General features: G+C 72.3%; 24 protein-coding genes. 15 read left to right on the top strand and 9 right to left on the bottom strand.

The genetic code is table 11. From position 1 onward, the window contains the following. The first annotated feature begins 172 nt into the window (after nt 1-172). The 4 genes from I8N67_RS18015 to I8N67_RS18000 all read left to right on the top strand — a co-directional run bounded on the left by I8N67_RS18015 (nt 173) and on the right by I8N67_RS18000 (nt 4,394). A complete protein-coding gene (locus tag I8N67_RS18015; RefSeq protein WP_200304141.1) occupies nt 173-1,591 on the top strand; it encodes a DEAD/DEAH box helicase in 1,419 nt (472 codons plus the stop codon). Nucleotides 1,592-1,771: 180 nt separating this feature from the next. Continuing rightward, nucleotides 1,772-2,422, top strand: a complete 651-nt coding sequence (locus I8N67_RS18010) for a hypothetical protein (RefSeq protein ID WP_200304140.1) — start codon at nt 1,772-1,774, stop codon at nt 2,420-2,422. An 85-nt stretch (nt 2,423-2,507) separates the two neighbouring features. Further along, on the top strand, nt 2,508-3,416 hold the full coding sequence (locus I8N67_RS18005; RefSeq protein ID WP_200304139.1) for a squalene/phytoene synthase family protein: 909 nt from the start codon (nt 2,508-2,510) through the stop codon (nt 3,414-3,416). Nucleotides 3,417-3,872: 456 nt separating this feature from the next. Beyond that, nucleotides 3,873-4,394, top strand: a complete 522-nt coding sequence (locus I8N67_RS18000) for an HAD domain-containing protein (RefSeq protein ID WP_200304138.1) — start codon at nt 3,873-3,875, stop codon at nt 4,392-4,394. Nucleotides 4,395-4,830: 436 nt separating this feature from the next. Here I8N67_RS18000 and I8N67_RS17995 read toward each other — a convergent pair whose 3' ends face one another. Then, nucleotides 4,831-5,064: a hypothetical protein gene (locus I8N67_RS17995; RefSeq protein ID WP_200304137.1), complete on the bottom strand. Its 234-nt coding sequence runs from the start codon at nt 5,062-5,064 to the stop codon at nt 4,831-4,833. Nucleotides 5,065-5,223: 159 nt separating this feature from the next. On the opposite strand from I8N67_RS17995, the gene I8N67_RS17990 reads away from it, so the two are divergent. The 3 genes from I8N67_RS17990 (at nt 5,224) to I8N67_RS17980 (ending at nt 8,924) form a co-directional block, all read left to right on the top strand. After that, a complete protein-coding gene (locus tag I8N67_RS17990) occupies nt 5,224-6,312 on the top strand; it encodes a glutamate--cysteine ligase 2 (protein WP_200304136.1) in 1,089 nt (362 codons plus the stop codon). Nucleotides 6,313-6,531: 219 nt separating this feature from the next. Next, a complete protein-coding gene (locus I8N67_RS17985) occupies nt 6,532-8,286 on the top strand; it encodes a SpoIIE family protein phosphatase (RefSeq protein ID WP_200304135.1) in 1,755 nt (584 codons plus the stop codon). 197 nt (nt 8,287-8,483) lie between these two features. Then, complete coding sequence (locus I8N67_RS17980; RefSeq protein WP_200304134.1) at nt 8,484-8,924, top strand: ATP-binding protein; 441 nt, start codon at nt 8,484-8,486, stop codon at nt 8,922-8,924. A 54-nt stretch (nt 8,925-8,978) separates the two neighbouring features. Here the strand turns inward: I8N67_RS17980 and I8N67_RS17975 are convergent, their stop codons facing one another. From I8N67_RS17975 to I8N67_RS17965, 3 genes are read right to left on the bottom strand one after another with little or no spacing between them, the layout of a single operon-like run. Next, a complete protein-coding gene (locus tag I8N67_RS17975) occupies nt 8,979-9,446 on the bottom strand; it encodes an ATP-binding protein (protein ID WP_200304133.1) in 468 nt (155 codons plus the stop codon). A gap of 39 nt (nt 9,447-9,485) precedes the next feature. Then, entirely contained in the window at nt 9,486-9,788 is a 303-nt protein-coding gene (locus I8N67_RS17970) for a DUF5133 domain-containing protein (RefSeq protein WP_200304132.1), read from the bottom strand. Between the two features lie 59 nt (nt 9,789-9,847). Next, complete coding sequence (locus tag I8N67_RS17965; RefSeq protein ID WP_200304131.1) at nt 9,848-10,723, bottom strand: SigB/SigF/SigG family RNA polymerase sigma factor; 876 nt, start codon at nt 10,721-10,723, stop codon at nt 9,848-9,850. Between the two features lie 346 nt (nt 10,724-11,069). On the opposite strand from I8N67_RS17965, the gene I8N67_RS17960 reads away from it, so the two are divergent. The 7 genes from I8N67_RS17960 (at nt 11,070) to I8N67_RS17930 (ending at nt 17,379) form a co-directional block, all read left to right on the top strand. After that, nucleotides 11,070-11,945, top strand: a complete 876-nt coding sequence (locus I8N67_RS17960; protein WP_234045864.1) for an RNA polymerase sigma factor SigF — start codon at nt 11,070-11,072, stop codon at nt 11,943-11,945. 120 nt (nt 11,946-12,065) lie between these two features. Then, nucleotides 12,066-12,470, top strand: a complete 405-nt coding sequence (locus I8N67_RS17955; RefSeq protein ID WP_200304130.1) for an STAS domain-containing protein — start codon at nt 12,066-12,068, stop codon at nt 12,468-12,470. A gap of 338 nt (nt 12,471-12,808) precedes the next feature. Continuing rightward, complete coding sequence (locus I8N67_RS17950) at nt 12,809-13,708, top strand: STAS domain-containing protein (RefSeq protein WP_200304129.1); 900 nt, start codon at nt 12,809-12,811, stop codon at nt 13,706-13,708. Further along, complete coding sequence (locus I8N67_RS17945; RefSeq protein ID WP_200304128.1) at nt 13,705-14,145, top strand: STAS domain-containing protein; 441 nt, start codon at nt 13,705-13,707, stop codon at nt 14,143-14,145. The genes I8N67_RS17950 and I8N67_RS17945 overlap by 4 nt, the downstream gene beginning before the upstream one ends. Further along, a complete protein-coding gene (locus I8N67_RS17940; RefSeq protein ID WP_200304127.1) occupies nt 14,142-14,585 on the top strand; it encodes an anti-sigma regulatory factor in 444 nt (147 codons plus the stop codon). The genes I8N67_RS17945 and I8N67_RS17940 overlap by 4 nt, the downstream gene beginning before the upstream one ends. Continuing rightward, the gene (locus I8N67_RS17935) at nt 14,585-15,655 is read left to right on the top strand and encodes an ATP-binding SpoIIE family protein phosphatase (protein WP_200304126.1); all 1,071 of its coding nucleotides are present in this window, start codon (nt 14,585-14,587) and stop codon (nt 15,653-15,655) included. Before I8N67_RS17940 ends, I8N67_RS17935 begins: the two co-directional genes overlap by 1 nt. Beyond that, complete coding sequence (locus I8N67_RS17930) at nt 15,652-17,379, top strand: PP2C family protein-serine/threonine phosphatase (protein WP_200304125.1); 1,728 nt, start codon at nt 15,652-15,654, stop codon at nt 17,377-17,379. The genes I8N67_RS17935 and I8N67_RS17930 overlap by 4 nt, the downstream gene beginning before the upstream one ends. A gap of 66 nt (nt 17,380-17,445) precedes the next feature. Here the strand turns inward: I8N67_RS17930 and I8N67_RS17925 are convergent, their stop codons facing one another. From I8N67_RS17925 to I8N67_RS17910, 4 genes are all read right to left on the bottom strand, one after another. Further along, the gene (locus I8N67_RS17925; protein WP_200304124.1) at nt 17,446-18,255 is read right to left on the bottom strand and encodes an SAM-dependent methyltransferase; all 810 of its coding nucleotides are present in this window, start codon (nt 18,253-18,255) and stop codon (nt 17,446-17,448) included. Between the two features lie 34 nt (nt 18,256-18,289). Then, nucleotides 18,290-18,847 (bottom strand): hypothetical protein, encoded by a 558-nt coding sequence (locus I8N67_RS17920; RefSeq protein ID WP_200304123.1) that lies wholly within the window; start codon nt 18,845-18,847, stop codon nt 18,290-18,292. Nucleotides 18,848-19,180: 333 nt separating this feature from the next. Continuing rightward, nucleotides 19,181-19,432: a DUF397 domain-containing protein gene (locus I8N67_RS17915; RefSeq protein ID WP_200304122.1), complete on the bottom strand. Its 252-nt coding sequence runs from the start codon at nt 19,430-19,432 to the stop codon at nt 19,181-19,183. A 3-nt stretch (nt 19,433-19,435) separates the two neighbouring features. Then, nucleotides 19,436-20,311, bottom strand: coding sequence for a Sco1979 family transcriptional regulator (locus I8N67_RS17910; RefSeq protein WP_504740366.1), 876 nt, complete (start codon nt 20,309-20,311; stop codon nt 19,436-19,438). 250 nt (nt 20,312-20,561) lie between these two features. Between I8N67_RS17910 and I8N67_RS17905 the strand changes: the two genes are divergently transcribed. Then, entirely contained in the window at nt 20,562-21,974 is a 1,413-nt protein-coding gene (locus I8N67_RS17905; RefSeq protein WP_200304121.1) for an NsdA family TPR-like regulatory protein, read from the top strand. Between the two features lie 39 nt (nt 21,975-22,013). On the opposite strand, the gene I8N67_RS17900 is transcribed toward I8N67_RS17905, so the two are convergent. Beyond that, nucleotides 22,014-22,991 (bottom strand): SDR family NAD(P)-dependent oxidoreductase, encoded by a 978-nt coding sequence (locus tag I8N67_RS17900; protein ID WP_234045863.1) that lies wholly within the window; start codon nt 22,989-22,991, stop codon nt 22,014-22,016. Nucleotides 22,992-23,132 lie beyond the last annotated feature (141 nt).

The following is a 23,132-nucleotide window of genomic DNA, read 5'->3' as shown; positions in this document are numbered from 1 at the left end:
GAGGCCGACCGGACCGGCGGTCGGACCGGCGGGCCTCTGGGCCGCGGCGGTCGGGGCGGCAGGGCTCGGGGCGGCCGCTGGTAAAATGGGGGCACGCTTCGACACCACCAGGGCCCGTACCAAGGGGTACGGGCCCCGGCGCGTTCCGGGCGCCAGACCAGGAAGGTTCCCCATGAACGCGAAGCCGTCGGCCTCCGGCCCCTCCCCTGACGGCCGCCCCCAGCGGGCGACAGCGCCGCAGGACGGACTCCCGGCGCCTCAATCGGAGTCCCCGGAGCTGCCGCCGGCCACGTCGTTCGACGTGCTCGGGCTGCCGCCGGAACTCGTGAAGGCGATGACCGGCCTCGGGGTGACGGAGCCGTTCCCGATCCAGGCGGCGACGCTGCCCAACGCCCTGGCCGGCCGCGACGTCCTCGGCCGCGCACGGACCGGCTCCGGCAAGACGCTGGCTTTCGGGCTCGCGCTGCTCGTCCGTACGGCAGGCCGGCGAGCGGAGTCGAAGCGGCCGCTCGCGCTGGTCCTGGTGCCGACCCGGGAACTCGCACAGCAGGTGAGCGACGCGCTGGAGCCGTACGCGCAGGCTCTGAAGGTGCGGCTGGCGACGGTGGTCGGCGGACTGTCGATCAACCGGCAGTCGGCGCTGCTGCGCACCGGCGCCGAGGTGGTCATCGCGACACCGGGGCGGCTGGCGGACCTGGTGTCGCGCCGGGACTGCCACCTGAACCAGGTGCGGATCACGGTGCTGGACGAGGCCGACCAGATGTGCGACCTGGGGTTCCTGCCGCAGGTCTCGGAGATCCTGGACCAGGTCCGCGGCGACGGCCAGCGGCTGCTGTTCTCGGCCACGCTCGACCGTGACGTCGACCAGCTGGTGCGGAGCTACCTGCACGACCCGGTGCTCGCCTCGGTCGACCAGGTCGCGGGCTCGGTCACCACGATGGACCACCACGTACTGAACATCCATGCCGCCGACAAGTACGCGACCGCGACCGAGATCGCCGCGCGGGACGGCCGGGTGCTGATGTTCCTGGACACCAAGGCCGGAGTGGACCAGTTCGCCCGTCATCTGCGGGCCAGCGGCGTACGGGCCGGTGCCCTGCACAGCGGGAAGTCGCAGCCGCAGCGCACCCACACGCTGGGCCAGTTCAAGGACGGTGAGATCACCGTGCTGGTGGCCACCAATGTCGCGGCGCGGGGCATTCACATCGACGCACTCGACCTCGTCGTCAATGTCGACCCCCCCGCCGACGCCAAGGACTATCTGCACCGCGGCGGGCGCACCGCGCGCGCCGGCGAGTCCGGGAACGTGGTCACCCTGGTCACCCCCAACCAGCGGCGTGATGTGAACCGGATGATGTCCGAGGCCGGGATCCGCCCGACGGTCACCCAAGTACGCTCCGGAGACCAGCAGTTGACCACGATCACCGGCGCGAAACGCCCGCCGAGCCCGGTGAGGAGCAGCGGCGGCAACGCCCCCTTCCGCGGCATCGGCACCCACCCGGGCCGTCCCGCGAAGGAGTCCCGCAAAACCGCCGAGGCCCGCAAGACCGCGGAAGCCCGCGCGGCGGCCCGGGTACGCAAGGGCCGCTGACACCGGCGCTGTCCGCCGAGCGGGGCGTGGCGCCTGTGCACGGCGCTCAAGTTCCTTGGGGCGGTGCGTCGTTGCGCTAGGTTTGGCGTGTTCCAGCTGAGACGTAGGACGCAGAGCTGGGCCGTCCCGCCCCGCCCGCCGTGGACGACGGCCCCGCGGTGCGCGAATGGGGGATACGCCATGTCTGTTGACGACCACAAGGCGGCAGCGGCGCCCGCAACCGGTCCACGCCGGAAGCGACGCGGCAGGAGAATCGTTCTCCTCGTCATCGCGCCGGTCGTCGTGGCCGGCGTGGGGTGGGGCGGCTGGTCCGCCCTCATGCCGATCTACCAGGGCCGCGACGACCCCTACACCGAACTGCCCCGCAGCGACGCCCTCCTTGACCACAAGGACCAGAAGGCGGGCGGGCTCGGCGATGCTCTCACCAAGCAGACGGGATACAACTATCCCGCCAGCAGTTGGACGAGGTGGACATCGAACGAAATGGCCGACCTCCACCTGGACGTGAGGTACCTCCTGCACACGGCGACGACCACCACCTCGGGCCGGGCGGCCGCCGAAGCCGAGCAGGACGACTGGACCGCCCACGCCGAGAACTCCTTCATAGACGTCGAGAAGCTGTCCGGTGTCGGCGACGAGGCAGTGGAGACATGGGCGGGATCCACGCACGGCATGTTCGTCCGCAGCGGGAACGTTTCCATCCGCATCGAGTTGGGCGCCTACCGGGTGGAGACCGACAGCAAGCAGCACGAGCAGATCCAGCAGACGGCCCGTCAGTTGGCCGCCCTGGCCGTCGAGGACATCGAGGACATCGAGGACGAGAACGCCTGAGCGGCCTGACGACCCGGCGCGTCGATGTGCGGCCGGCCAACCGTACGTGTGCGGCTCGTGCGATCGTCCCGCCTACGATCAGCGCATGAGCGCGTGGAATCAGAGTTTGGACGCTGCGGGGATCCGGGAGCCGGAGCTGCGGCGGGACTACGGCGCCCAGCGGGAGTCGGTGGCGCGTTTTCGGCGTGCCTCGTATCTCGCGGCCCGGCTGTTGTTGCCGCAGGCGGTCCTGCCCCATGTGGTGGCGGCGACGGCCGTGATGCATCACGGGGACAACCTCCTGGACACCGGCCCGAAGCCGCAGCGGGTCTCCGCGTGGGCGTCATGGGAGCAGGGGGTGCGCAAGGCGCTGGACACCGGGGTGAGCGACGACCCGCTGATCCGTACGCTGCTGCACACCACGGAGGCGTACCCGCGGCTCCGGCAGGTGGTGGAGGAGTACTTGTCCACCGCCACCGCCGAGTTGGAGTTCGCCGGCTTCGCCACCGAGGCCGACTATCAGGCCTATGTGGACGCCTACTCGCTGCCCGCCTTCATGCTGGTCGCGTCCCTGCTGGGCCCGGAGCACGACGGCGGTGACTTCCGGACGGGATGCCGGACGTTCATCGACGGCAGCCAGCGGCTGGACTTCGTCAACGACCTCGCCGAGGATCTGGCGGAAGGGCGCCTGGGCCTCCCGGCCGACGCGTTGGAACGCTTCTCGGTGACGGAGGGCGACCTCGCGGAGGGGCGCGACTCGTCGGGCGTACGGGAGTTGGTGGGGTGCCAGCTCGAAGCGGCCCGCGCCTCCTTGCTGACGGCCAGGAAGCTGCCCGCCCTCACCGCCAACCCCAACGGGGTGTTGTTGGAGGCGGTCGTCGAGATCGAGCTGTTGACCGCGGATGCGGCGCTCGCTCGTGGCGCCCGGTTGCTGCGCGGGTCGGCGTCACCGCCGGTGATGGGCTCGCTGCGAGTGATGCTGGGCGCTCGGCGGAGAGCCCGTAAGGAACGCTGAGCCGTCCTGCCGCGAGGGTGCGGAGAAGGCGGAGAGGGGCAGGGTGCTGAGGGTGCTGAGGAGACAGGTGGGGCGGGTGGGATTTGGACGCGATCGAGGCGAACCGGCCCTGACGCGCGGCAGGCTCTTGCCCGCCCGGTTCCTCGAGGCGCGCTCGTCGGGGGCGTCGAACGACGAACCGCCGGATCCCGATCCGGAGCGGGAGCTGGAGTTGTTCCGGCGTGCGGCCGAGCTCTACCGGCTGCTCGGGGATGTGCGTGGCGAGGGCGACGGTCTCGCGATCTCTCGCCCGAGGCGGGCGACAAGCTGACTCTCTCCTACGCTCTGCGTGGCCGAAGCCCATCCCGGGCGATTCCCAGCCGGACGCGCTCGGCTCGGAGAGCCTGCGCGGCGGTCGGTCGCGGGGCCTCGGCCGTCGAGGCGATGCCCGTCGGGGTCTGTCGCTATCGTGCTCCCGTGACCGGCTCCGCACAGCGTCCGTTGCTGTTTCTCGATGTCGACGGACCTCTCATCCCATTCGGCGCGGCGTCCCAGCGGTATCCGACCTGGGCGACGGGCCCCGAACCGCTTGGCGCCCACGTCAATCCGCTCCTGAGCAGGATCAATCCCGAGCACGGACCCCGGCTGGCGGCGCTCCCGTGCGAGGTGGTCTGGGCGACGACGTGGATGGCTGACGCGAACGAGTGCATCGCCCCCCTCCTCGGTCTGCCGCAGCTGCCCGTGGTGATCTGGCCGGAGCCGTCCGACCTCGACGACCAGGACGAGCGCAATGGTCTGCACTGGAAGACCCGCGCACTGGTCGCCCGGGCTGCGGGGCGCCCGTTCGCCTGGGTCGACGACGAGGTCACCGGCACCGATCGGGCCTGGGTCGCTGCCCACCACCGGGGACAAGCCCTGCTCCATCGTGTCGATCCCCGCCGTGGTCTGGCCGACAGCGACTTCACAGCCCTCGACTCGTGGTTGCGACAGCTGGTCTGATCCTCGGCCGGAGAACGTGTGGGACGGCCGCGAGGGAGCGGTCCTTCCTGTCGGCTCGCGTGACGGCCTCCGCCGTGCCCACAATGGCGCTGGGTGGGCGGAGCGGCCCGCACCCCGCAGGTCGAGGAACGAACACTCCTGGTCACCCCGAGAGCACAGGGTGACGACTCAGGTGCGCGCGGCACGGCCGTGCTTCGGCTGGTTGCGGAGGGCCGACCTCCTCCTGCCGGCCCGGGCGAAGGGAGTGATCCGATGTCCGACAGTCCGGTAGGTCATGGGCGTGGCCTCCCCGCAGCGACGTGCGCGTCCGGGCCCGTCTCCCGGGCCCGGACGGGTCTCGCGCGCGGCCCGGGAGAGGGGCCGGGTCTGAAGCCCGCCCCACCGGCCTCACCCGGACGCGCGCGCCCTGTCCCGGTGCGGGACGGCGTCAGCCTCGTCAGTTGTCCAGGCGACGGCGCAGAAGTTGCTTGCCCAGGTCCGCGCCCTTGCGGCTGTCCGCCTGGGCCTTGCGGAACAGTTCCACCACCTCGGTGTCCTTCTCCCGCTCCGCGTCCTGGATGTAGGTCTCCAGACGCAGCGCGTTCTCCAGGCAGGCCTCGACGTACCAGATCAGGTTGTAGTCCTTGTCGGCGGTGCCGGTCAGGTGGCCGGTCTCCGTGCTGCTGGTCATGTTCTCCTCCTCCGTGTCCGTGTCGTGGGTGGGGCGCTGCCCGGGTACCCGGGCCGTCGCCGCGTACACGGAGCCGCATCGCGTGCCGCCCGGTGAGGTGTCCCGGCGTCGTCCGAGGGCACACGGCTGTCACCACCTAGCTCAGAAGGGCCGGATGACGTGCGTACCGTCGGAGTGGAAGAGGAACTCCTCCTGGTCGATCCAGAGACCGGCCAGCCGCAGGCGCGGGCCGCGGCGGTGCTCGCGCGGGCCGCGCAGGAGGGCGCGGGGCAGGACGTCTTCGAGAAGGAACTCCACGACGAGCAGGTCGAGTTCGCCACCCGTCCGCAGTGGCAGATGGCGGAACTGGGAGCCGAGATCATCCGCTGCCGCAAGGACGCGGCGCGCCATGCCGAGGGGCTCGGCGGCGCGGTCGTGGCGCTCGCGACGTCGCCGCTGCCCGTGAGCCCGACGATCACCATGAACGGCCGCTATCTGTGGATGGCGCGGGAGTTCGGTCTGGCGACCCAGGTGCAGCTCGTCTGCGGTTGCCATGTGCACGTGTCCGTGGAGTCCGACGAGGAGGGCGTCGCCGTCCTGGACCGCATCCGGCCATGGCTGTCCGTCCTGACGGCTCTGAGCGCCAACTCCCCTTTCTGGCAGGGCCGGGACACCCTCTACGCCAGCTACCGCAGCCAGGTCTGGGACCGGTGGCCGATGGCCGGGCCGGCGGAGATCTTCGGCTCGGCCGAGCAGTACCACCGGTACGTCGGGGAGCTGATCGCCACGGGAGTCGTACGCGACGAGGGCATGATCTATTTCGGCGCACGGTTGTCCCGGCGGTATCCGACCGTCGAGATCCGCGTCGCAGACGTCTGCCTGCACCCCGACACCGCCGTCCTCGTCGCACTCCTCGCCCGGGGGCTCGTCGACACCGCGGCGCGCGAGTGGCGGGCCGGCCGGGAGCCGCTCGGACACAGTGCGGGGATGCTGCGGCTGGCGACCTGGCGGGCCGCCCGCTCCGGCCTCTCGGAGACCCTCCTGGACCCCGCGACGATGCGGCCACGCCCCGCCGTCGAGGTGATCCGCGCGCTGCTCGACCACGTCGGTGACGCCCTCTCCGAGAACGGTGACGCCGACCGGGCCCGGGAGGCCGTCGCCGAGCTGATGGGGCGGGGCAACGGTGCCCGGGTGCAGCGCGAGGTGCTGGAGCGGACGGGCAGCCTGCGCGACGTCGTCTGCGCCTGCGTACGGCACACCCAGGCATGACGTGCCGTGACGTGAGGCCGTAGGGCACCGGCACCGGCACCGGCCCAGGTAGGCAGCCTGTTGCGCGTAGGTCGTCGGGGACGGGGTAATCCGTGCAGGACGTGCGACGGGACGGCCCGTCGTAGCGCGCGCGTCGTACGTGCGTCGTACGCGTGGCACGGACCCGAACCGGGTGCGTGCGACACACCCGTCCGCAGCCGGAGCCGGAGGAACCCGAACATGAGCGCGTGGAGTCCGGACCACCTCGACTCACCGCCGCACCACCTGGCTGTACGGTCACCGGACGGGCTGCCCGACCTCGCGCACGCCGGCATGTACGTGGTGGACGACAACGGCTCCATCGTCGCGGTGAACGCCCGGGCCGAGGTCCTGCTCGGCCGCCCGGCCGGCGAACTCATGGGCCGGGACGCCCACGATCTCCTGCCCCGCGACCGCCTCGGGCAGACGCTGCCCCGCGCCGCGTGCCCGATGATGCACGCCTTCCTCAGCGGCCGTACGCGCGGCGGGGACCGGGAGTGGTTCGGGCGCGGCGACGCCACGCTGCTGCCGGTGACCTGGCTGGTCACATCGTGCCGGCTCGGCAGGGTGGCGACGGGCGCGGCGGTCCTGTTCTACGAGTCCGTCCCGGAGGACGGTGTGCCGACGGCCGTCGAACCGCCGGCGCTGTCGCAACTGGACCGGCTGGCGCTGCTCGCCGAGACGACGACCCGGTTGACCTCCACGCTGGACTCCGACGAGGCGATCGCGCGTCTGGTCCGGCTGGTGGTGCCGCGGCTGGCGGACTGGGCGGTCGTGGACCTGATCACCGAGAGCGACGATCTCTGGCGCACCACGGTGGCGACCCATCGCGACGGTGTGGTGGTGCGGTGCGAGGAGTTGGAAGGCCCGCTGCCGCCGGTGCACGAGGAGTCGTCCATGCCGCTGTCCCGGGCGCTGCGCGGGGCGGCGTCGGCGCTGGCCGGCCCCGAGACCTATCTGGGGCCACCGGACTCGGGGATAGCGGTCGCCCAGCAGAAGCTGTTCCGGGTGACGGGCCTGCACTCCGCGGGGATCGCGCCGATCCGTGGACCGCGCGCGGTGCTCGGCGCGCTCACCCTGGGCCGCAGCGACCGGCCGGGCGCCTTCACCGGCGCCGAGTTGTCGCTGCTCGAGGACATCGCCCGCCGGGCCGGGGTGGCGCTGGAGAACGCGCGGCTGTACCAACGGCAGCGGCACATCGCGGAGACCATGCAGCGCCATCTGCTCCCCCAGCTGCCGGAGGTGCCGGGGCTGCGGATGGCCGCGCGCTACGCGGCCGCGTCGGAGTCCGCGCAGGTCGGCGGCGACTGGTACGACGCCTTCGCACTGGCCGACGGGTCCACGGCTGTGGCCGTAGGCGACGTCGTCGGGCACAACATCGACGCGGCCGCCGGGATGGCGCAGGTCCGCAACATGCTCCGCGCGTACGCCTGGGCGCTGGAGGAACCGCCGAGCGCCGTGGTGGAACGGCTGGACCAGGCCGTGGTGCATGTGGCCGAGGCGTCCATGGCGACGGTGATCTTCGGCCGGGTGGAGCGGAGCGACGACGACGGGTGGGCGCTGCGGTGGACCAACGCCGGGCATCCGCCACCGTTGCTGATCACACATGACGGGCGGTCCCGTTTCCTGGACGAGGAGCACGACCACCTGCTGGGCACGGGCCTGACGCGGACCCGTGGCGACACGCTCAGCCCACTCCCGCCGCTGTCCACCCTCGTGCTGTACACGGACGGCCTGATCGAGTCCCCGGCGCACACCCTCGACCGGGGTATGGCCCGGCTGCGTCAGCACGCGGCGGCGCTGGCCCACCGTCCCCTGCACGTGTTCTGCGACCTGCTCCTGGAGCGGGCGCGTCCCGGCGACAACGACGACGACGTGGCACTGCTGGTCCTGCGGACACCGGCCGCGTCCGGCGCGTCCGAGGAGGGCGGGCCTGGCGCGCCGGGTGAGCGGTAGAGCGCTCCCGGCGGTGACGGACGTACTCCCGCAGATGACGGGCGCCGGAAGGACACCATCTCTCCCAAGGCCTCACAGAAGGCCTTCCACATCCCTACGATTTCGAACGCGTAGGCACCCGCCGTGGGGGAAACACGTGCGTCGGAGGGGAATGCGACATCGTGTCCGCCTCCGAGAGCCGAGCCGGGACAGACGAGATGGCGCCAGAGCCGTGTAGGGACGACAAACTGCCTTCCGAGGAGATCCACGACAGCCACCACGCCGCCTTCGACGGAGAACTCGGCGACGTGACGGGTGCTCGCGCGGTCGCGGAGGGGTTCCTGAGCACGCTCGCGCGCGCCTCCCCGCCGACGGCCGCCGAGCACTGGGACGACATCCTGCTGGTGGTCACGGAGCTGGCCGCCAACTCGGTGCAGTACGCGCCGGGCCACTTCGAGCTGACCATGCGCCGCACCCTCGACGGTGTGCATGTGACGCTGGCGGACACCAGCACCACGACGCCCGCGCCCCGCCCCTTCAAGCCCGGCAAGGGCGGGGGCGGCGGTATCGGCTGGTATCTGATCCACACGCTGTGCGACGAGGTGGGCGTGGTGGTGCACGACCGGGGCAAGGACGTCCACGCCTTCCTGCCCTGGTGAGACGCCCTGGCGAGCCGCCCTGGCGAGCCGCCGTCCGCCTGGCCCGGGAAGGCGTCAGGCCAGGGGGACCAGCACGCTGATCGTCTTGCCGCCGGCCGTGCGGCGCTCGACGTCGACCTCGCGGGACAGCCGGTTGATCAGCGGCCATCCGTATCCGCTGCCCTCGTGCACGCGCGGCAGCGCTCCGGGCCCGTGGAGGCCGACGGGCACGGCGGCGCTGTAGTCCCGCACGCTCAGTCGCGCGCCCTCGGGGGTGAGGGTGACGTCGAAGCCGGCGATGCCGCCGCCGTGCCGTACCGCGTTGGTGACCAGTTCGGAGACGACGAGGAGGAGATCGATCATCGCCTCCTCGGTCGGCGGCCCGGCCGGAGAACGCCACCGCTCCCCCACGAACGACCGCACATGGCGGCGGGCCGCCGCGGCGCTGGTGATCGCGACCGGTGGCCGCGCCGCCCGGGCGGGCGGGCCTGTCGCGGGAGCGGTGCCGTGGTGTCCGGTCGGATGGCGTTCCGTCGGTGTCATGGCGTGCGTGTGATCGGCGGTGCGGGACAGATCGGTTCCTCACTGTTCATGAAGCGCCGCATACCCGTTCGCGCCCGGACCATGGCTGTCGAGTCGCGTGCCCGTTCCCTCCCGGTGCCCGCACAGCTCGGCCGTCACCGCCGCCTGCGCGGTGGCGAGCTGACGGCGTGCCGCCACCAGAGCCTCGCGGACGTCACAGGTGCCCGTGGACACGCACAACGTGTACGCCAGGTCCTGCGCGCGGCGAACGGTACGGGGGTCGCCCTGATCGCCCTCGTGGGCCATGAGTGACTCGTACTCCTCGACGAGCCCGCGCAGGGTCGCGGGATGGGGCATCAGCATCTCTTTTCGCTCCTGGTTGATCGGGACGACGGGGTCGACGAAGGGGTCGGGCGGCGGGGTCAGGCGGCGGTGTCGGTGTTCCGGCCGAGGGCCTCGTTCCGGATGCGGGCGCAGCTGCGGCTGATGAGACGGGAGACGTGCATCTGGGAGAGGCCGAGACGGTCGGCGATGCGGTTCTGCGTCATGTCCTCGAAGAAGCGCAGGTAGAGGATGGTGCGCTCGCGTTCGGGCAGTCGGCGCAGCCCTTCCCTGGCAGCCTCCCGGTCCACCACGACGTCGTACGCCGGGTCGCTCGCGCCGAGGGTGTCGGCGAGGCTGTAGCCGTCGTCCCCGGAGGACGTCTCGGCGTCGAGCGAGAGGGTGCTGAAACTGTCGAGCGCCTCCAGCCCCGCCTCGACCTCCTCCTCCGTGAGCCCCGCGTGGGTGGCGACGGCGGCGACCGAGGGCTCGGCGCCGCCGGAGGTCTGGCCGAGTTCGCGCCGGGCGAGGCGCACCTTGTTGCGGAGGTCCTGGACGCGCCGGGGGACGCGGAGCGCCCACATCCGGTCGCGGAAGTGCCGCTTGATCTCTCCGGTGATGGTGGGCACGGCGTAGCTCTCGAAGGCTCCCCGTTCGGGCTCGTAGCGGTCCACCGCCTTCACCAGGCCCATCGCGGCGACCTGGCGCAGGTCCTCCAGCGACTCGCCGCGGTTGCGGAAGCGGCCGGCGATGCGGTGCGCCATGGGCAGCCAGGCCCGGACGAGTTCGTCCCGTACGGTGTCGCGCTCGGGTCCTTCGTCCAGCTCCGCCAGCCGGGCGAAGGCGGTGGCGGTGTCGGGGGCGTCGTCGTGCGCCCTGCCGCCCGGCGTACGGGGGCGGCCCGACGTACGGGGATCGCCCGGAGTACCGAGACGAGTGGATGTGCCGGAGCCGTTTGCGGACACATTGACCAGCATGAGGAATCGCTCCTGAACGACGCTTTCAGGGACTCGCGGCGGAAAACGGTGGGCGGGCGCTCAAGGCCCGTACGCAGAACACCGCTGCCGCCGGCGCGCCTCCCGTCCGGAGGCGTGGAACTCCGCTTGCCCCGCGAGTCCGTGGGCAAACAGCGCCGCGCTCATTCGTGGTGCCGCGCCGGCGGGCCCCGGGGCGGAGGCAAGGGGTGCCGCCGGTCGTCAGGCGGCGACTTCAGGCCAGAGTGCGGAGCAACACGGTCCCTTTCGAGGCCGGTTCGGACTGAGTCTCGGGTACCGGGGCAAGCGTGGGGTGGCAGCAAGGCTTCGGGCGAAAGGGGTGGACGGCATGGCAGCCGTGACGGCACGGACAACGGCCGCGGCACGGGGGACGGTTCTGGCGGAGGGGGCGGGACTGCCTCGTATCGACGATCCGTCGCAGGTCAGGCCGAGGGACGCGCGCGAGATGTCGCGGCAGTTCTTCGACCGGCTGGCCATGCTGGACGAGGGCACGCGCACCTACCAGTACGTGCGCAACACGCTCATCGAGATGAACCTGTCGCTCGTGCGGTACGCGGCCTCGCGCTTCCGTGGCCGCGAGGACTCTTCGGAGGACATCGTCCAGGTCGGGACCATCGGGCTGATCAAGGCCATCGACCGGTTCGAGCTGTCCCGTGAGGTGGAGTTCACCACGTTCGCCGTGCCCTACATCGTCGGTGAGATCAAGCGGTTCTTCCGCGACACGAGCTGGGCGGTGCATGTGCCGCGGCGGTTGCAGGAGGCCCGGGTGGAACTGGCCCGTGCCACGGACGAGTTGCAGTCCCGGCTCGGCCGGATGCCGACGACGCGTGAGCTGTCCGAGCTGATGTCCCTGTCCGAGGAGGAGGTCGTCGAGGCGCGCAAGGCGTCCAACGGCTACAACACCTCCTCGCTCGACGCGGCGCTCACCTCCGACGGCGGCGAGGACGGCGACGCCGTGCTGGGCGACCTCATCGGCGAGGAGGACCCGGCGCTGGAACTCGTCGAGAACTTCCAGTCGTTGGCGCCGCTGATCGCCGAACTCTGCGAGCGTGAGCGCCGGATCCTGCATCTGCGGTTCGTCGAGGAACTCACCCAGTCGCAGATAGCCGAGCGGCTCGGGGTGTCCCAGATGCATGTGTCGCGGCTGATCAGCCGCATCATCAAGCGGCTGCGCGCGGGGCTTCTGGAGCCGGGAGTCGCCTGAGCGGGCTTCCGTGTACCCGGACGATTCATGGGTACACGCACGGGCGCATCGCCGGGCGATGCGTCGAATCCGTGTGTCGGGGCACTCGTGCCCGACCCGTAGTGCCTGTGGGAGGCCCTTGTGTCCGTTGCCCAGAATCCCCTGTCGATCAAGGTCGATCTGCCTCGGGACGACGCCGTGCTGCTCACGATCGAGGGGGAACTGGACATCGACACGGCGACCGAGCTGCAACACCATCTGGCGAACCAACTCCGCCACGGCCGCCGTCATTTCCTGCTCGACGTCTCCGCCGTCCCCTTCATGGACTCGTCCGGCATGAACATCATCCTGCGGATCTACCAGGAGGTACGGCGGATCCCGGGCGGCGTCTACGTCATCGCTCCGACACCGGCCGTACGGCGGATACTCGACCTCACCGGCGTCAGCCTCACCGTGGCGACGGTGGGCGGCGTCGACGAGGCGCTGGCGGCCGTGGACTGCGGACAGGTCGCCCGGCAGCCGGACGATCCTCCGTCGGAGAGCTAGCCGCTCCCGGCACGCCGGCCCGACACACCGATGGGCGGCGCCACTTTGCCCGCGCCCGTCCACCGGCACCGAGTCCGTTCACCCGCGACCGATGTCCCCGGCGACGCTCGGCGAGAGCGGTCCGCTCGCCGCGGCGGACCGTGGCGGTCGATGACGCGTCCATGGCCCGTCCCGCGACCGGTTCGGCCCCAGGTTCCAGTCCCCAGGCCCCACGTCCCAGGAAGGCCCCGGGCCCCCTCAAAGCCCGTCGGCCCATCAATTCCCCCGCCCCACCGATGAGTTCACCCGTCAGTCGTCTCCCGAAGCGGGGAGGCGTGACCGTATGTGAGGAGAGACCCGTGCCGGAGCAGGACACGGCAGGCCGGCCGTCGACACCCGCGCAGGAAGTGGCGGACTTCCTGCGCGGCCGCCAGGAACAGATCGCGCAACGCTGGGCCGACGCGGCGCTGTTCCGCACCGTCTTCACCCACTCCCGGGACGAGGCGGTGGAGGCGGGCCGGGCCGTCCTGGACGCGCTCGCCGCCGTGGCCGCCGCGGACCGCGTCGAGGACGCCGAGGCCGGCGGCTTCGACGTCGTCCGCGAGCAGCTCGCGCGGACGGCCGCCTCCCGGGCCAGGGCCGGTTCCACCGTCACGCAGATCTCCGCCGAGGTGGACGCGCTGCGGCCACCCGTCACCGAACTCCTCCTCGCCGAGTTCCCCGCCGCGCCCGCCGAACACCTCCGCGATTGCACCACGACCCTGACGGTCCTGATGGGCACCCTGCGGCTGGTCGTGCTGGAGACCGCGCTCAGCGAGGGCGAGGAACTGATCAACCGGCAGCGCCTGCAACTCCTGGAGGTCGCCACGCCGGTGATCAAGCTGTGGGAGGGCATAGTCGCCGTCCCCCTGATCGGCACGCTGGACAGCGCGCGCAGCCAGGTGGTGATGGAGACCCTGCTCGATTCCATCGTCGAGCAGCACGCCAGGTTCGCCATCCTGGACATCACCGGGGTCCCGACCGTCGACTCCCTGGTGGCCCAGCACCTCATGAAGACCGTGGCGGCGGCGCGGCTGATGGGCGCCGAGTGCATCGTCTCCGGTATCCGGCCGGCCATCGCGCAGACCATCGTCCATCTGGGCATCGACCTGAGTTCGGTGCTCACCCGGGCGAGCCTCGCGGACGCCCTGGCCTACGCGCTGCGCGAGCAGGGCACGGACATCGTGTCCCGCGAGCCCGCCGGTTCGGAGGTCAGGTGAGCGGCGCGTTCCCCGCCCCGTACGGCGGGCCGCCCCCGTACGCGGGAGATGTGCCCGTCCTCAGACTCGGCGATGTCCTGCTGGTCTCGCTCCAGGGCGATCTGCACGACGGCACGGCGGAGCGGCTCCAGCAGGACATCAGTGCCACGGTCGCGCACAGCGGGGCGACGGGTGTGATCATCGACCTCTCCGGAGTGGAGATCGTCGACTCGTTCCTGGGCCGGGTGCTCGGCGACATCGCCGCGCAGACGAGTCTGCTCGCGGCCGGGACGGTGGTGGCCGGCATGCGGCCGGCCGTGGCGATCACGCTGGTGGAGCTGGGTCTGACCCTTCCGGGACTGCGTACCGCGCTCAGCACCGAGGACGCGCTGCGCCTCCTCGACGGCTCGGCCCCGTCCCTCCCTCGCCGGGGGCCCGCCCGACGGGAGGGTCCGTGAAGCGGACCGCCGACGGCATCTCCGCCAGCCTGCCGATCCACTCGGACCTCGATCTGGTGTGGGTACGGCAGCATGTGCGGCAGGCCGCCGCCCAGCTCGGCTTCGGTCTGGTCGAGCAGACCAAACTGGTCACCGCGGCCAGCGAGTTGGCCCGCAACACGCTCGTGCACGGCGGTGGGGGCCTGCTGGAGTGCGCACCGGTGAGCAGGGGCGGCGCGCGGGGTCTGCGGCTGACGTTCGGTGACGAGGGGCCGGGCATCACGGATCTCGACCAGGCCCTCCGCGACGGCTACACCTCCGGCGAGGGTCTGGGGATGGGGCTGGGCGGCGCCCGGCGGCTGGTGCACGAGTTCGCCATCGACAGCCGCCCCGGTACGGGCACGACGGTGACGGTGACCTCCTGGATGCCGGGTGCGCCGCGCCCGCGCGAGGAGCGGTGATGCCGCGCGTCTGGGAGGTTCCGGTGCACGACTCGACCCGGGTGCGCGATGCCCGGGTGGCCGCCCAGGCCGCGGCCGCCCGGGCGGGGCTCGACGAGGAACGTGCCGCGGGGGCCGCGCTGGTGGCCACCGAGCTGGCCACCAATCTGCTCAAGCACGCCGGCGGCGGGCTGCTCCTGGTGGACGTCGTGGCCCGGCCCGCGCAGGGCCGGGCGGACGGCGCGGTCTCCGCCGTGCAGATCGTGGCGATCGATCACGGGCCGGGGATGCGCGATGTCGCGGGCGCGCTGCGGGACGGTTTCTCGACCACGTCCTCGCTGGGCGCGGGGCTCGGCACGTGCCGTCGTGTCGCCGACGACTTCGACCTGCACAGCACGGTCGGCCGGGGCACCGTCGCCCTGGCCCGGATCGGCGCCCGCCCGGAACGCGGCAGCGCACCGGTCCGCTCCCCCGCCCGCGCCGTACGGGCCGGGGGCGTCAACATCCCGTTCGCCGGCGCCGAGTTCTCCGGCGACGCCTGGGCGTGGGTCCGGGCGGGCGACCTCACCACGCTGATGCTGGCGGACGGGCTGGGCCACGGCCCGGCGGCGGCCCGGGCCTCCTCGGCGGCCGTGGAGCAGCTGTGCCGGACGCCCGAGCTGCCGCCCGCGCAGCTGCTGCGGCGGCTGGAAGACGCGCTGCGGGACACCCGGGGGGCGGCCATCGCCGTGGCCCGACTGGACGTCACCGCAGGGCGGTTGCTGTTCGCCGGCGTCGGCAACATCGGCGCCCGGCTGCGCGATGGCACGGGCTGGCGGGCGCTGCTGTCGCGGCCCGGCATAGTCGGCGCCCACCGGGCCGCGCGTCTGCCGCAGCACGAGGTGGCCTGGGCGGACGACTGTCTTCTCGTGCTGCACAGCGACGGCCTGCCGAGCCGCTGGAGCCCGGGCCCAGCCGCCCACAGCCCTTCACTCGACCCCGCTGTGATCGCCGCCGCCATCGTGCGCGACGCGAGCAGCCCCGCCCGGCCGGTCCGCGACGACACCACCGTCGCGGTGCTGAGCCCCTCCCCGCCGGACCGCATCCCATGACCCGTACCTGGCACATCAGTTCCGTCACCGACGCGGCCCGGGCGCGGATCGCCACGGCCCGGCTGGCCGCCGCGCACGGGGTGTCCCCGACCGACCGGGCCCGGCTGGTGACCGCGCTCACCGCGCAGCTGCGGCAGTGCCTCACGAAGGGAGGGGTGTGGCTGCTGAGCGGGCGGGCCGCCACGGCGCGGCCCGGTGGCAGCCGGTTCCTCGTGGAGGTGACGTCGGCGAACCGGCGGCCGGGCGAGTTCCGCCAGCCCTGGCGGCTGACGGTCGCCTGCGCCGGGGACGCGCCGCTGCCGGACACCGAGCAGGTGTCCGGCGATCCGGTGACACTCGCGGAGGCCCTGTTCGGGGCCGACGAGGACGCCGCGCTGCTGCTGGAGAAGCTCGACGAGCAGGAGGCGCTGGTCGCGTTCCACCGCGAGGAACTCCACCAGACCAACCAGGGCGTCCTGGCGCTGCACGCCGAGCTGGACGCGGCCGGGCGTGCGCAGCGCGACCTGTTCGCCGCCGAGCAGCAGGCCCGCAGGGAGGCGGAGAACGCCCGCGGCAGACTCACCTTCCTCGCCGACGCCAGCGCCGCGCTGACGGCGTCCCTCAACCCCGACGCCGTCGTGCGGCTGCTGCCCACGCTCCTGGTGCCCCGGTACGCCCGCACCGCCGACGTATGGCTGTTCGACGGGGAGGGCGATGTGGAGCGTGGCGGCCCGCGCCCGGCCGCCGCCGTCCGTGCGGCCCGCAGTGGCCGCCCGCAGTACGCCGCCGACCACCCGGGCGGTCTGCCCGGCGTCGACGACCAGCCGCCCTCGGCGCTCGATCCCACCCGGCCCCTGCTGTGCGTGCCTCTGATGACCCGGCGCGCCCCCCTGGGTGTGCTGACGCTGTCACCGCCCGACGAACGCTGGGACGCCGACGACGCCTTCATGCTGATCGAGCTGGCCCGGCGGGCCGGTGTCGCCCTGGAGAACGCCAGACGCTTCGAGCACAACCGGGACATCGCCGAGACCCTGCAACGCGCCCTGCTCACCGACCTGCCCACCACGCCGGGGCTGCGGCTCGCCGCGCGCTATCTCCCCGCCACCCGGGGCCTGAACATCGGCGGCGACTGGTACGACGCCTTCCGCCAGCCCGACGGCAGCCTGATCACCGTCATCGGCGACGTCACCGGGCACGGTCTGCACGCCGCGGTGATGATGAGCCAGCTGCGGACCGCGCTGCGCGCCTACGCGGTCGACGGCGAGAGTCCCGGCCGACTCCTCACCCGCTTGCACCTGTTCCTGCACCGGCTCCAGCCCGACCTGTACGCCACCGCCGTCATCGCCCGGTTCCATCCGCACGAACCCACCCTCACCTGGGCCGCCGCGGGACATCCGCCGCCGGTGCTGCGCTCGCCCGACGGGCAGGTACGGATCCTGGACGCCAGGCCCGGTGCGATGCTCGGCATCCCGCTCCACCAGGAGATCGGCGACCACACCGTCCCGCTGCCGCCCGGGTCGACCCTGGCGCTCTACACGGACGGCCTGGTGGAGCGCCGCGCCCAGGGCATCGACCCGGGCATCGACCGCCTGGCGACAGCCCTCGGGGCGCTCCCGCCCACCGGCCTCGACGGAGACCTCGAAGGCTCCGCCGACCGGCTCCTCCACCCGCTGCTGGACGACGAACACGAGGACGACGTGTGCCTGCTGCTGTGCCATGTGCGCGGTGACGCACGGCTCCCGTGAGGTCGCCACCGCGGGCTCACACACGCCGCCCGAGCCCGAGCCGCCCGTCGTGGCGGGCGGGTGTCGCTACGCCTTGTACGCCACGCCGCCGTACACGTCCGTCGGTACCGGGTTCGTCCCGGGCTCCGGCCGCCACAGCGGGCACGACACGATGCCGGGTTCCAGCAGTTCCAGGCCCTCGTAGTACGCGGCCACCTGCCGGGGGCTGCGCAGGACGTACGGGACGGCGCCGGTGTCGTCGTAGCCCTCCTGGGCGCGCTTGAGTTCGGCGTCGGTGTCCGTGCTGTCGTAGTGGACGAAGTAGCTGCCCGGCGGCAGTGCGGCCTGGAGGCGGCGGACGATGTCCTTGGCCTCCTCGTAGTCCTGGATGTGGCCGAGGATACCCATGAGCATGAGGGCCACCGGCTTGTCGAAGTCGAGGATCTTGCCGGCCGCTTCGAGGATGGTGTCGGGGTCGTGCAGGTCCGCGTCGATGTAGTCGGTGACGCCCTCGGGGGTGCTGGTGAGGAGCGCCTGCGCGTGGCGCAGGACGAGGGGGTCGTTGTCGACGTAGACGATGCGCGACTCGGGGGCGGCCTTCTGGGCGACCTGGTGGGTGTTGTCGTACGTCGGAAGGCCGGTGCCGATGTCGAGGAACTGGCGGATGCCGAGTTCGCGGGCCACGAAGGTGACCGTGCGGATGAGGTAGACGCGGGAGGCGCGGGCCATCGTCTCGATGGTGGGGGCGATCTCGCGGTAGGCGTCTCCCGCGACGCGGTCGACCTCGTAGTTGTCCTTGCCGCCCATCCAGTAGTTCCAGATGCGGGCCGAGTGCGGCACCGTGGTGTCGATCTTCGACAGGGCTTCCTGGTCGGGAGTGGGGTGGCCGTCTGCCATGGGAACTCTCCTGCCTCACATCGCGTGGTCGTCGCTAACCTATCGTCAACTGCCTTGCGTTTCGCCAGACTTGGGACGGACGAGAAGCGGGGGCACGGATGGGACGGCCCGTCTCGCCGAGGTCGACGGTCACCACCGGAACGTGCTGGGCGAGGGTGCGGAACGCGCGAGCGTACGCGAGGGCGGCCTCAGCGGCCTCCGTGGCCTGCGAACAGCCCTGCTCGTGTGCCGGTTCGTGGCCCGGCCGGCCGGCGGCGCGGCCCGTCGCCGTCAGGTGGAGCATCGCTCCGTCGCGTTCGGCCACGGCCTCGGCGAAGTCCAGGGCCTGGATCCAGGTCACCCGGGAGCGGCCCCGGCGCAGCGGCCCGTGGACGAGTTCCGCGACGAGGCCCCCGTCGACGGCCAGCCGGTCCGGCCCGGCGAGGAGTTCGCGGTAGGGCAGGTTGGGGTCGAGGTGGTGGAGGAAGGGCGGCATGCGCCGGACCTGGAAGCCGAGTTGGGCCAAGTCGGCGATCAGGCGGCCCCTGCCGGGTCCTTCGTGCCCCTCGACGATCAGGGTCCGGTACTGGGCGAGTGGGGGCGGCAGGGTCATCCCCGCCCCTCACAAGCGGCCCGGCCGGGGCGGCCGGCGTGTCCGGCGGGCGGCATGGCTCGACCCGGGACACGAGGCGGCGTACGCATGCCGCTCCCTTCGGGTGGTGCGGCGGTGTCGGCTTCCCAGTCTGTGCGCGCCCGGGAGACGACGGGAGTCCGCGCGTGGGTTGTCCGGTTGTGCGGGCGTAGTGATCCGCGAAGTGGCCGAACGGGCGTCGGTCGATACGGCCCAGTCTCGACGCCGACGGGCGATGCCGCCCCTCTCCACGCCGACAGGCGATGCGGCGCGTCCGGGCCCGCCGTCGGGTGACGGGGGGCCGCCGGAGTGCTCTCAGGCGATGAGGAAGTCGGCCGCGCCGGCCTTGGCGCCCTCCAGGAAGGCGACCATCTCCTCCCGCGAGTAGACGAGGGCGGGGCCGTCCGGGTCGGTGGACTGGCGCAAGGCGACGCTGCCGTCGGGCAGGCGCTTGGCCTCGACGCAGGAACCGCCGTTGGTGCCGCTCCAGGGCTTGCGCCAGCCCTCGGCGCCTAGTTCGGGAGCAGGCATGCCGCTGTGGACGGGGCCGCTGGGTGTCCTTGCCATGTGTCACAACTCCTTGCGTAGTGCCGCCAGGATGTCCCTGGTACGAGCGACCGGTTCCGCCTGCACGGACATCCGGTCCAGTACCTCCAGGTAGGTCACGACGTCCGCGGGCTGATCGACGTACTGGGCGCCCGCGAGGCCCTCGGTGTAGACGATGTCGGGGAGTTCGGAGAAGCCGAAGCGGAAGTAGTGGAAGGGACCGAACGCGCCAGGGTGCGGTCCGGCCGCGAACCGCATGATCTGGATCCTGACCTTGGGCCGTTCCGTCGCCTCGGCGAGCCGGTCGAGCTGGGCCCGCATGACCGCGGGGCCGCCCACGGGCCGGCGCAGCACGGTCTCGTCGAGGATGGCCCAGACGGCCGGTGCCTCGGGTTTGACCAGCAGGTCCTGACGCCTGAGGCGCAGCGCGACCCGGCGGTCGACGTCCTCGGGGCTCGCGTTCGGGAAGCCGACGCGCATGAGTGCGGCGGCGTAGTCGTGGGTCTGCAACAGGCCGGGTACGTACTGGGGTTCGTAGAGGCGGATGACGGCGGCTTCGCTCTCCAGGCTCACGTACGCGCTGAACCACTCGGGCAGCACGTCACGGAACTTGTGCCACCAGCCGGGCTGGTTGGCCTCGCGGGCCAGGGAGAGGAAGTCCTCGATCTCGGCGCCGGAGACTCCGTAGGTGCGCAGCAGCTCCTTCACGTAGGGGATGCGGAGACCGACCTCGGCCTTCTCCATGCGGCGGACCGTCAGGGCGGTCACCTCGATGGCGCGGGCGGCTTCGTCGAAGGAGACTCCGGCCTGCTCCCGCAGCTGGCGGAGCCGCTTGCCGAGGACCATGCGCAGGACCGTGGGCGCAGCCGGGGCGCTCCCTCCGACGCGAGTCTCACTCACGTGCAACCTCCCGGGACGGGATTCACAGCGTGCAGTGTGCCACGCGATCCATTGACACGGACAGGTCCTCGCAGTTCATTTTGAAATTATCAGAACGCTGGTTGCGGGCTGAGTTGTTCGGCCACCATAGTGACCGAGTGACCTGCCGCACATCGCGGGCAGCGTCCCTCGAACTCCTCCGGCCCGCCCAGGAGTTGGCGCCACGGACGGGTAGGGGTCAAGCCGCGCGCCGACATGATGCGAAACCTGGATGGCCGCCGTGACGAACGGATCACCGAGGAACCCGGCCAAGGGGGCCGGCGGGCCCAACAAGCCGCTGGCGGCCGCCCTGAAGGAGGCGGGCTGCTCGTACGCCTCCCTCGCCCTGCGCGTCAATGAACTGGGCCGCTGCCAGGGCACGGACACCAACTACGACAAGGCCTCCGTCACCCGCTGGCTCCAGGGCCAGCAACCACGGGGAAGTACCCCGGAGTTGATCGCCGCCGTCCTCGGCGAACGGGTGGGCCGCGCGCTCACCCCGGCGGACCTCGGTTTCCCGCTCGACCGCGGCCGACCGGTCACGGCAAGGGCGTTGATGTACGGCGAGAACGTCGCGGAGACCCTGCACACCCTGGCCGAGCTGGGGTCCACGGACATCGCGCGGCGGAGCCTGCTCGGTTCGGTGCCGTTCGTGCCGGGCGCGCTGACGAACCCTCAGCGGGCCTGGCTGCTCTGGCTGGTGGAGAGCCGTGACGCCCCCCGGCTCGCACCGGTGCCGGGCGGCGGGCCGGTGGAGCAGGTCCACGCGATGATCCGCATGTTCGACGAGATGGACAACCACTACGGCGGCGGCGGGGTCCGCACCAGCATCGTCCAGTACCTCACCACCGAGGTCATCCCCCTCCTCCAGCAGCGCGGCACACCGCCGCACCACCGGCGCGAGCTGTTCGCCGCCGCGGGCCGGCTCGGCGCCATGGCGGGCTGGAGCTCGTACGACGCCGGGGAGTACGGCCTGGCCCAGCGGTACATGACGCAGGCGCTCAGGCTCTGCGCGGAGGGCCGCGACCATGTGCTGGGCGGGCAGATCCTGGCCGGGCTCTCCCATCTGGCGACCAGCCTCGGCCGCCCCGACGAGGGCGTGGCCCTGGCCCGCGCCGGCGTGGCCACCGCCAAGGACGCGGGCAGCCCGCTCGGTCTGATGCGGCTGCACGCCATGTCCGCACGCGGACACGCGGCACTGGGCCGGCCCCGCGAGACCGCCGATGCCCTGCGCGCCGCCGAGAAACAGCTCGACGCCAGTCGGGGCGCCGCCCAGGAGTCGCCCTGGGTGCGGTACCTCGACCACCACTACCTCCAGGCCGAGTCCGCCGTCTGCTTCCGCGACCTGGGCCTCGCCGCCCAGGCCGAGCACACGGCGGGCGAGTCCGTGCGCGCCCACGCGAACCGCCGACGGCGCCAGGCCATCAGCCGGTCCGTGCTGGCCACGGCCCACCTCCAGCAGAACCGCCTCGACGAGGCCATCGCCACGGCCGGCGACGCGCTGGAGGCCCTCAGCGGCGTGCACAGCGAACGGTCGATCCAGGCCCTCCGCGACTTCCGGCTACGCCTGGCGCCCCGCCGCCACGAGCCCCTCGTACAGGACTTCGAACGCCGGTCGCGGGTGGTGCTGGGGGCGGCCGCCTGACGGTGGCCCGCCCCTGTTCGCGTGACGGGTCGGCGGACTTCAGTAGCCGTCGGGGGAGGGCGCGTTCTGGGCCCGGTCCACGGGCAGGTGGGCGCCGGAGACGCCGGTGGCCCAGTCGGACAGCAGGAACACCACGGTTCGCGCCACCTCGTGCGGGGTGACGGGCGCGCCGGTCGGCAGCTCCGCCCCGACGAAGGCGTCGTACGCCCGCGGGTCCTCATCGCGCATACGGTCCCAGCGGCGGCCGGGGATGAGCATCGAGCCCGGCGACACCGCGTTGACGCGGATGTGATCGGGGCCGAACTCGCGGGCCAGAGAGGCGGCCAGGTGGATCAGGGCGCTCTTCGCCGCCCCGTACTGGGCCGGCGGTCCCGGCTTCCAGCCGGAGATCGAGCTGATCAGCACGATGGAGCCGCCGCCGGCCGCGCGCAGATGCGGCAGGGCGGCGCGGACGAGACGGGCCGTGTGGCCGACGTTCAGCTCCCAGGTCGCCGACCAGTCGGCGCTGTCCGCCTGTTCGAAGGGGCCGCCGCGCGAGCCACCGACACAGGCGACGACCCCGTCGAGGCCGGGGATGCCGTGGATGCCGTGGATGCCGCCGAGCGCGTCGATGCCGTCGGGCCCGTCGACGCCGTCCGGTTCCCGTAACGCTTCTGCTGCCGCTTCCGCTTCCGCGATCCCGGTGACACCCGGCTCCCGTACGTCCCGGACGTCGCCGAAACGTTTCGCCGAAGCCGTGACGAAGTCCTCCAGCCGTCCGGGCTCCGTGACGTCGAGTTCGTCGGTGAACAGCCGGGCCCGTTCCTCCCCCGTGAGGGAGGAACCCAGCGCCGCCAGGCCCGCCCCGTCCCGCGCACAGGTCGCCACCCGGGCGCCCTCGGCGAGCAGGAGCCGCACGATGCCCTCGCCCAGCCCCCGGCTGCCGCCGGTGACCACCACCCTCTTGCCCCGCATGCCGGGCCACCCGGCGGGGACGTACCGCGCCCGAAGGTGCGGGCTCTCGTCGACGTTCACCATGGTGGGGAACATATACAGCTCGCGCCACTACCGGCCCGCAACTGCACAACCCCTCCACCACCTGGTGTTTCGTGTGGCCGGTGCTGTTGTCTTCGACAACAGCACCGGCGGCCCGCCCCGGTCCGCCCCGACCGCCCCGAA

The sequence above is a fragment of the Streptomyces adelaidensis genome, from assembly GCF_016598475.1.
GTDB classification, from domain to species: Bacteria; Actinomycetota; Actinomycetes; order Streptomycetales; family Streptomycetaceae; genus Streptomyces; species Streptomyces adelaidensis.
Note: the sequence above shows the minus strand (reverse complement) of the source record. Positions and strands in the feature narration are given on the sequence as shown.

Coding starts and splice junctions, on each gene's coding strand:
- I8N67_RS17935 (WP_200304126.1), top strand. CDS start 14,585: ATGCCGCGCGTCTGGGAGGTTCCGGTGCACGACTCGACCCGGGTGCGC.
- I8N67_RS17920 (WP_200304123.1), bottom strand. CDS start 18,847: ATGACCCTGCCGCCCCCACTCGCCCAGTACCGGACCCTGATCGTCGAG.
- I8N67_RS17925 (WP_200304124.1), bottom strand. CDS start 18,255: ATGGCAGACGGCCACCCCACTCCCGACCAGGAAGCCCTGTCGAAGATC.
- I8N67_RS17995 (WP_200304137.1), bottom strand. CDS start 5,064: ATGACCAGCAGCACGGAGACCGGCCACCTGACCGGCACCGCCGACAAG.
- I8N67_RS17900 (WP_234045863.1), bottom strand. CDS start 22,991: ATGGTGAACGTCGACGAGAGCCCGCACCTTCGGGCGCGGTACGTCCCC.
- I8N67_RS17970 (WP_200304132.1), bottom strand. CDS start 9,788: ATGCTGATGCCCCATCCCGCGACCCTGCGCGGGCTCGTCGAGGAGTAC.
- I8N67_RS17960 (WP_234045864.1), top strand. CDS start 11,070: ATGGCAGCCGTGACGGCACGGACAACGGCCGCGGCACGGGGGACGGTT.
- I8N67_RS17975 (WP_200304133.1), bottom strand. CDS start 9,446: ATGACACCGACGGAACGCCATCCGACCGGACACCACGGCACCGCTCCC.
- I8N67_RS18015 (WP_200304141.1), top strand. CDS start 173: ATGAACGCGAAGCCGTCGGCCTCCGGCCCCTCCCCTGACGGCCGCCCC.
- I8N67_RS17930 (WP_200304125.1), top strand. CDS start 15,652: ATGACCCGTACCTGGCACATCAGTTCCGTCACCGACGCGGCCCGGGCG.
- I8N67_RS18010 (WP_200304140.1), top strand. CDS start 1,772: ATGTCTGTTGACGACCACAAGGCGGCAGCGGCGCCCGCAACCGGTCCA.
- I8N67_RS18005 (WP_200304139.1), top strand. CDS start 2,508: ATGAGCGCGTGGAATCAGAGTTTGGACGCTGCGGGGATCCGGGAGCCG.
- I8N67_RS17980 (WP_200304134.1), top strand. CDS start 8,484: ATGGCGCCAGAGCCGTGTAGGGACGACAAACTGCCTTCCGAGGAGATC.
- I8N67_RS17915 (WP_200304122.1), bottom strand. CDS start 19,432: ATGGCAAGGACACCCAGCGGCCCCGTCCACAGCGGCATGCCTGCTCCC.
- I8N67_RS17965 (WP_200304131.1), bottom strand. CDS start 10,723: ATGCTGGTCAATGTGTCCGCAAACGGCTCCGGCACATCCACTCGTCTC.
- I8N67_RS17905 (WP_200304121.1), top strand. CDS start 20,562: ATGGCCGCCGTGACGAACGGATCACCGAGGAACCCGGCCAAGGGGGCC.
- I8N67_RS17985 (WP_200304135.1), top strand. CDS start 6,532: ATGAGCGCGTGGAGTCCGGACCACCTCGACTCACCGCCGCACCACCTG.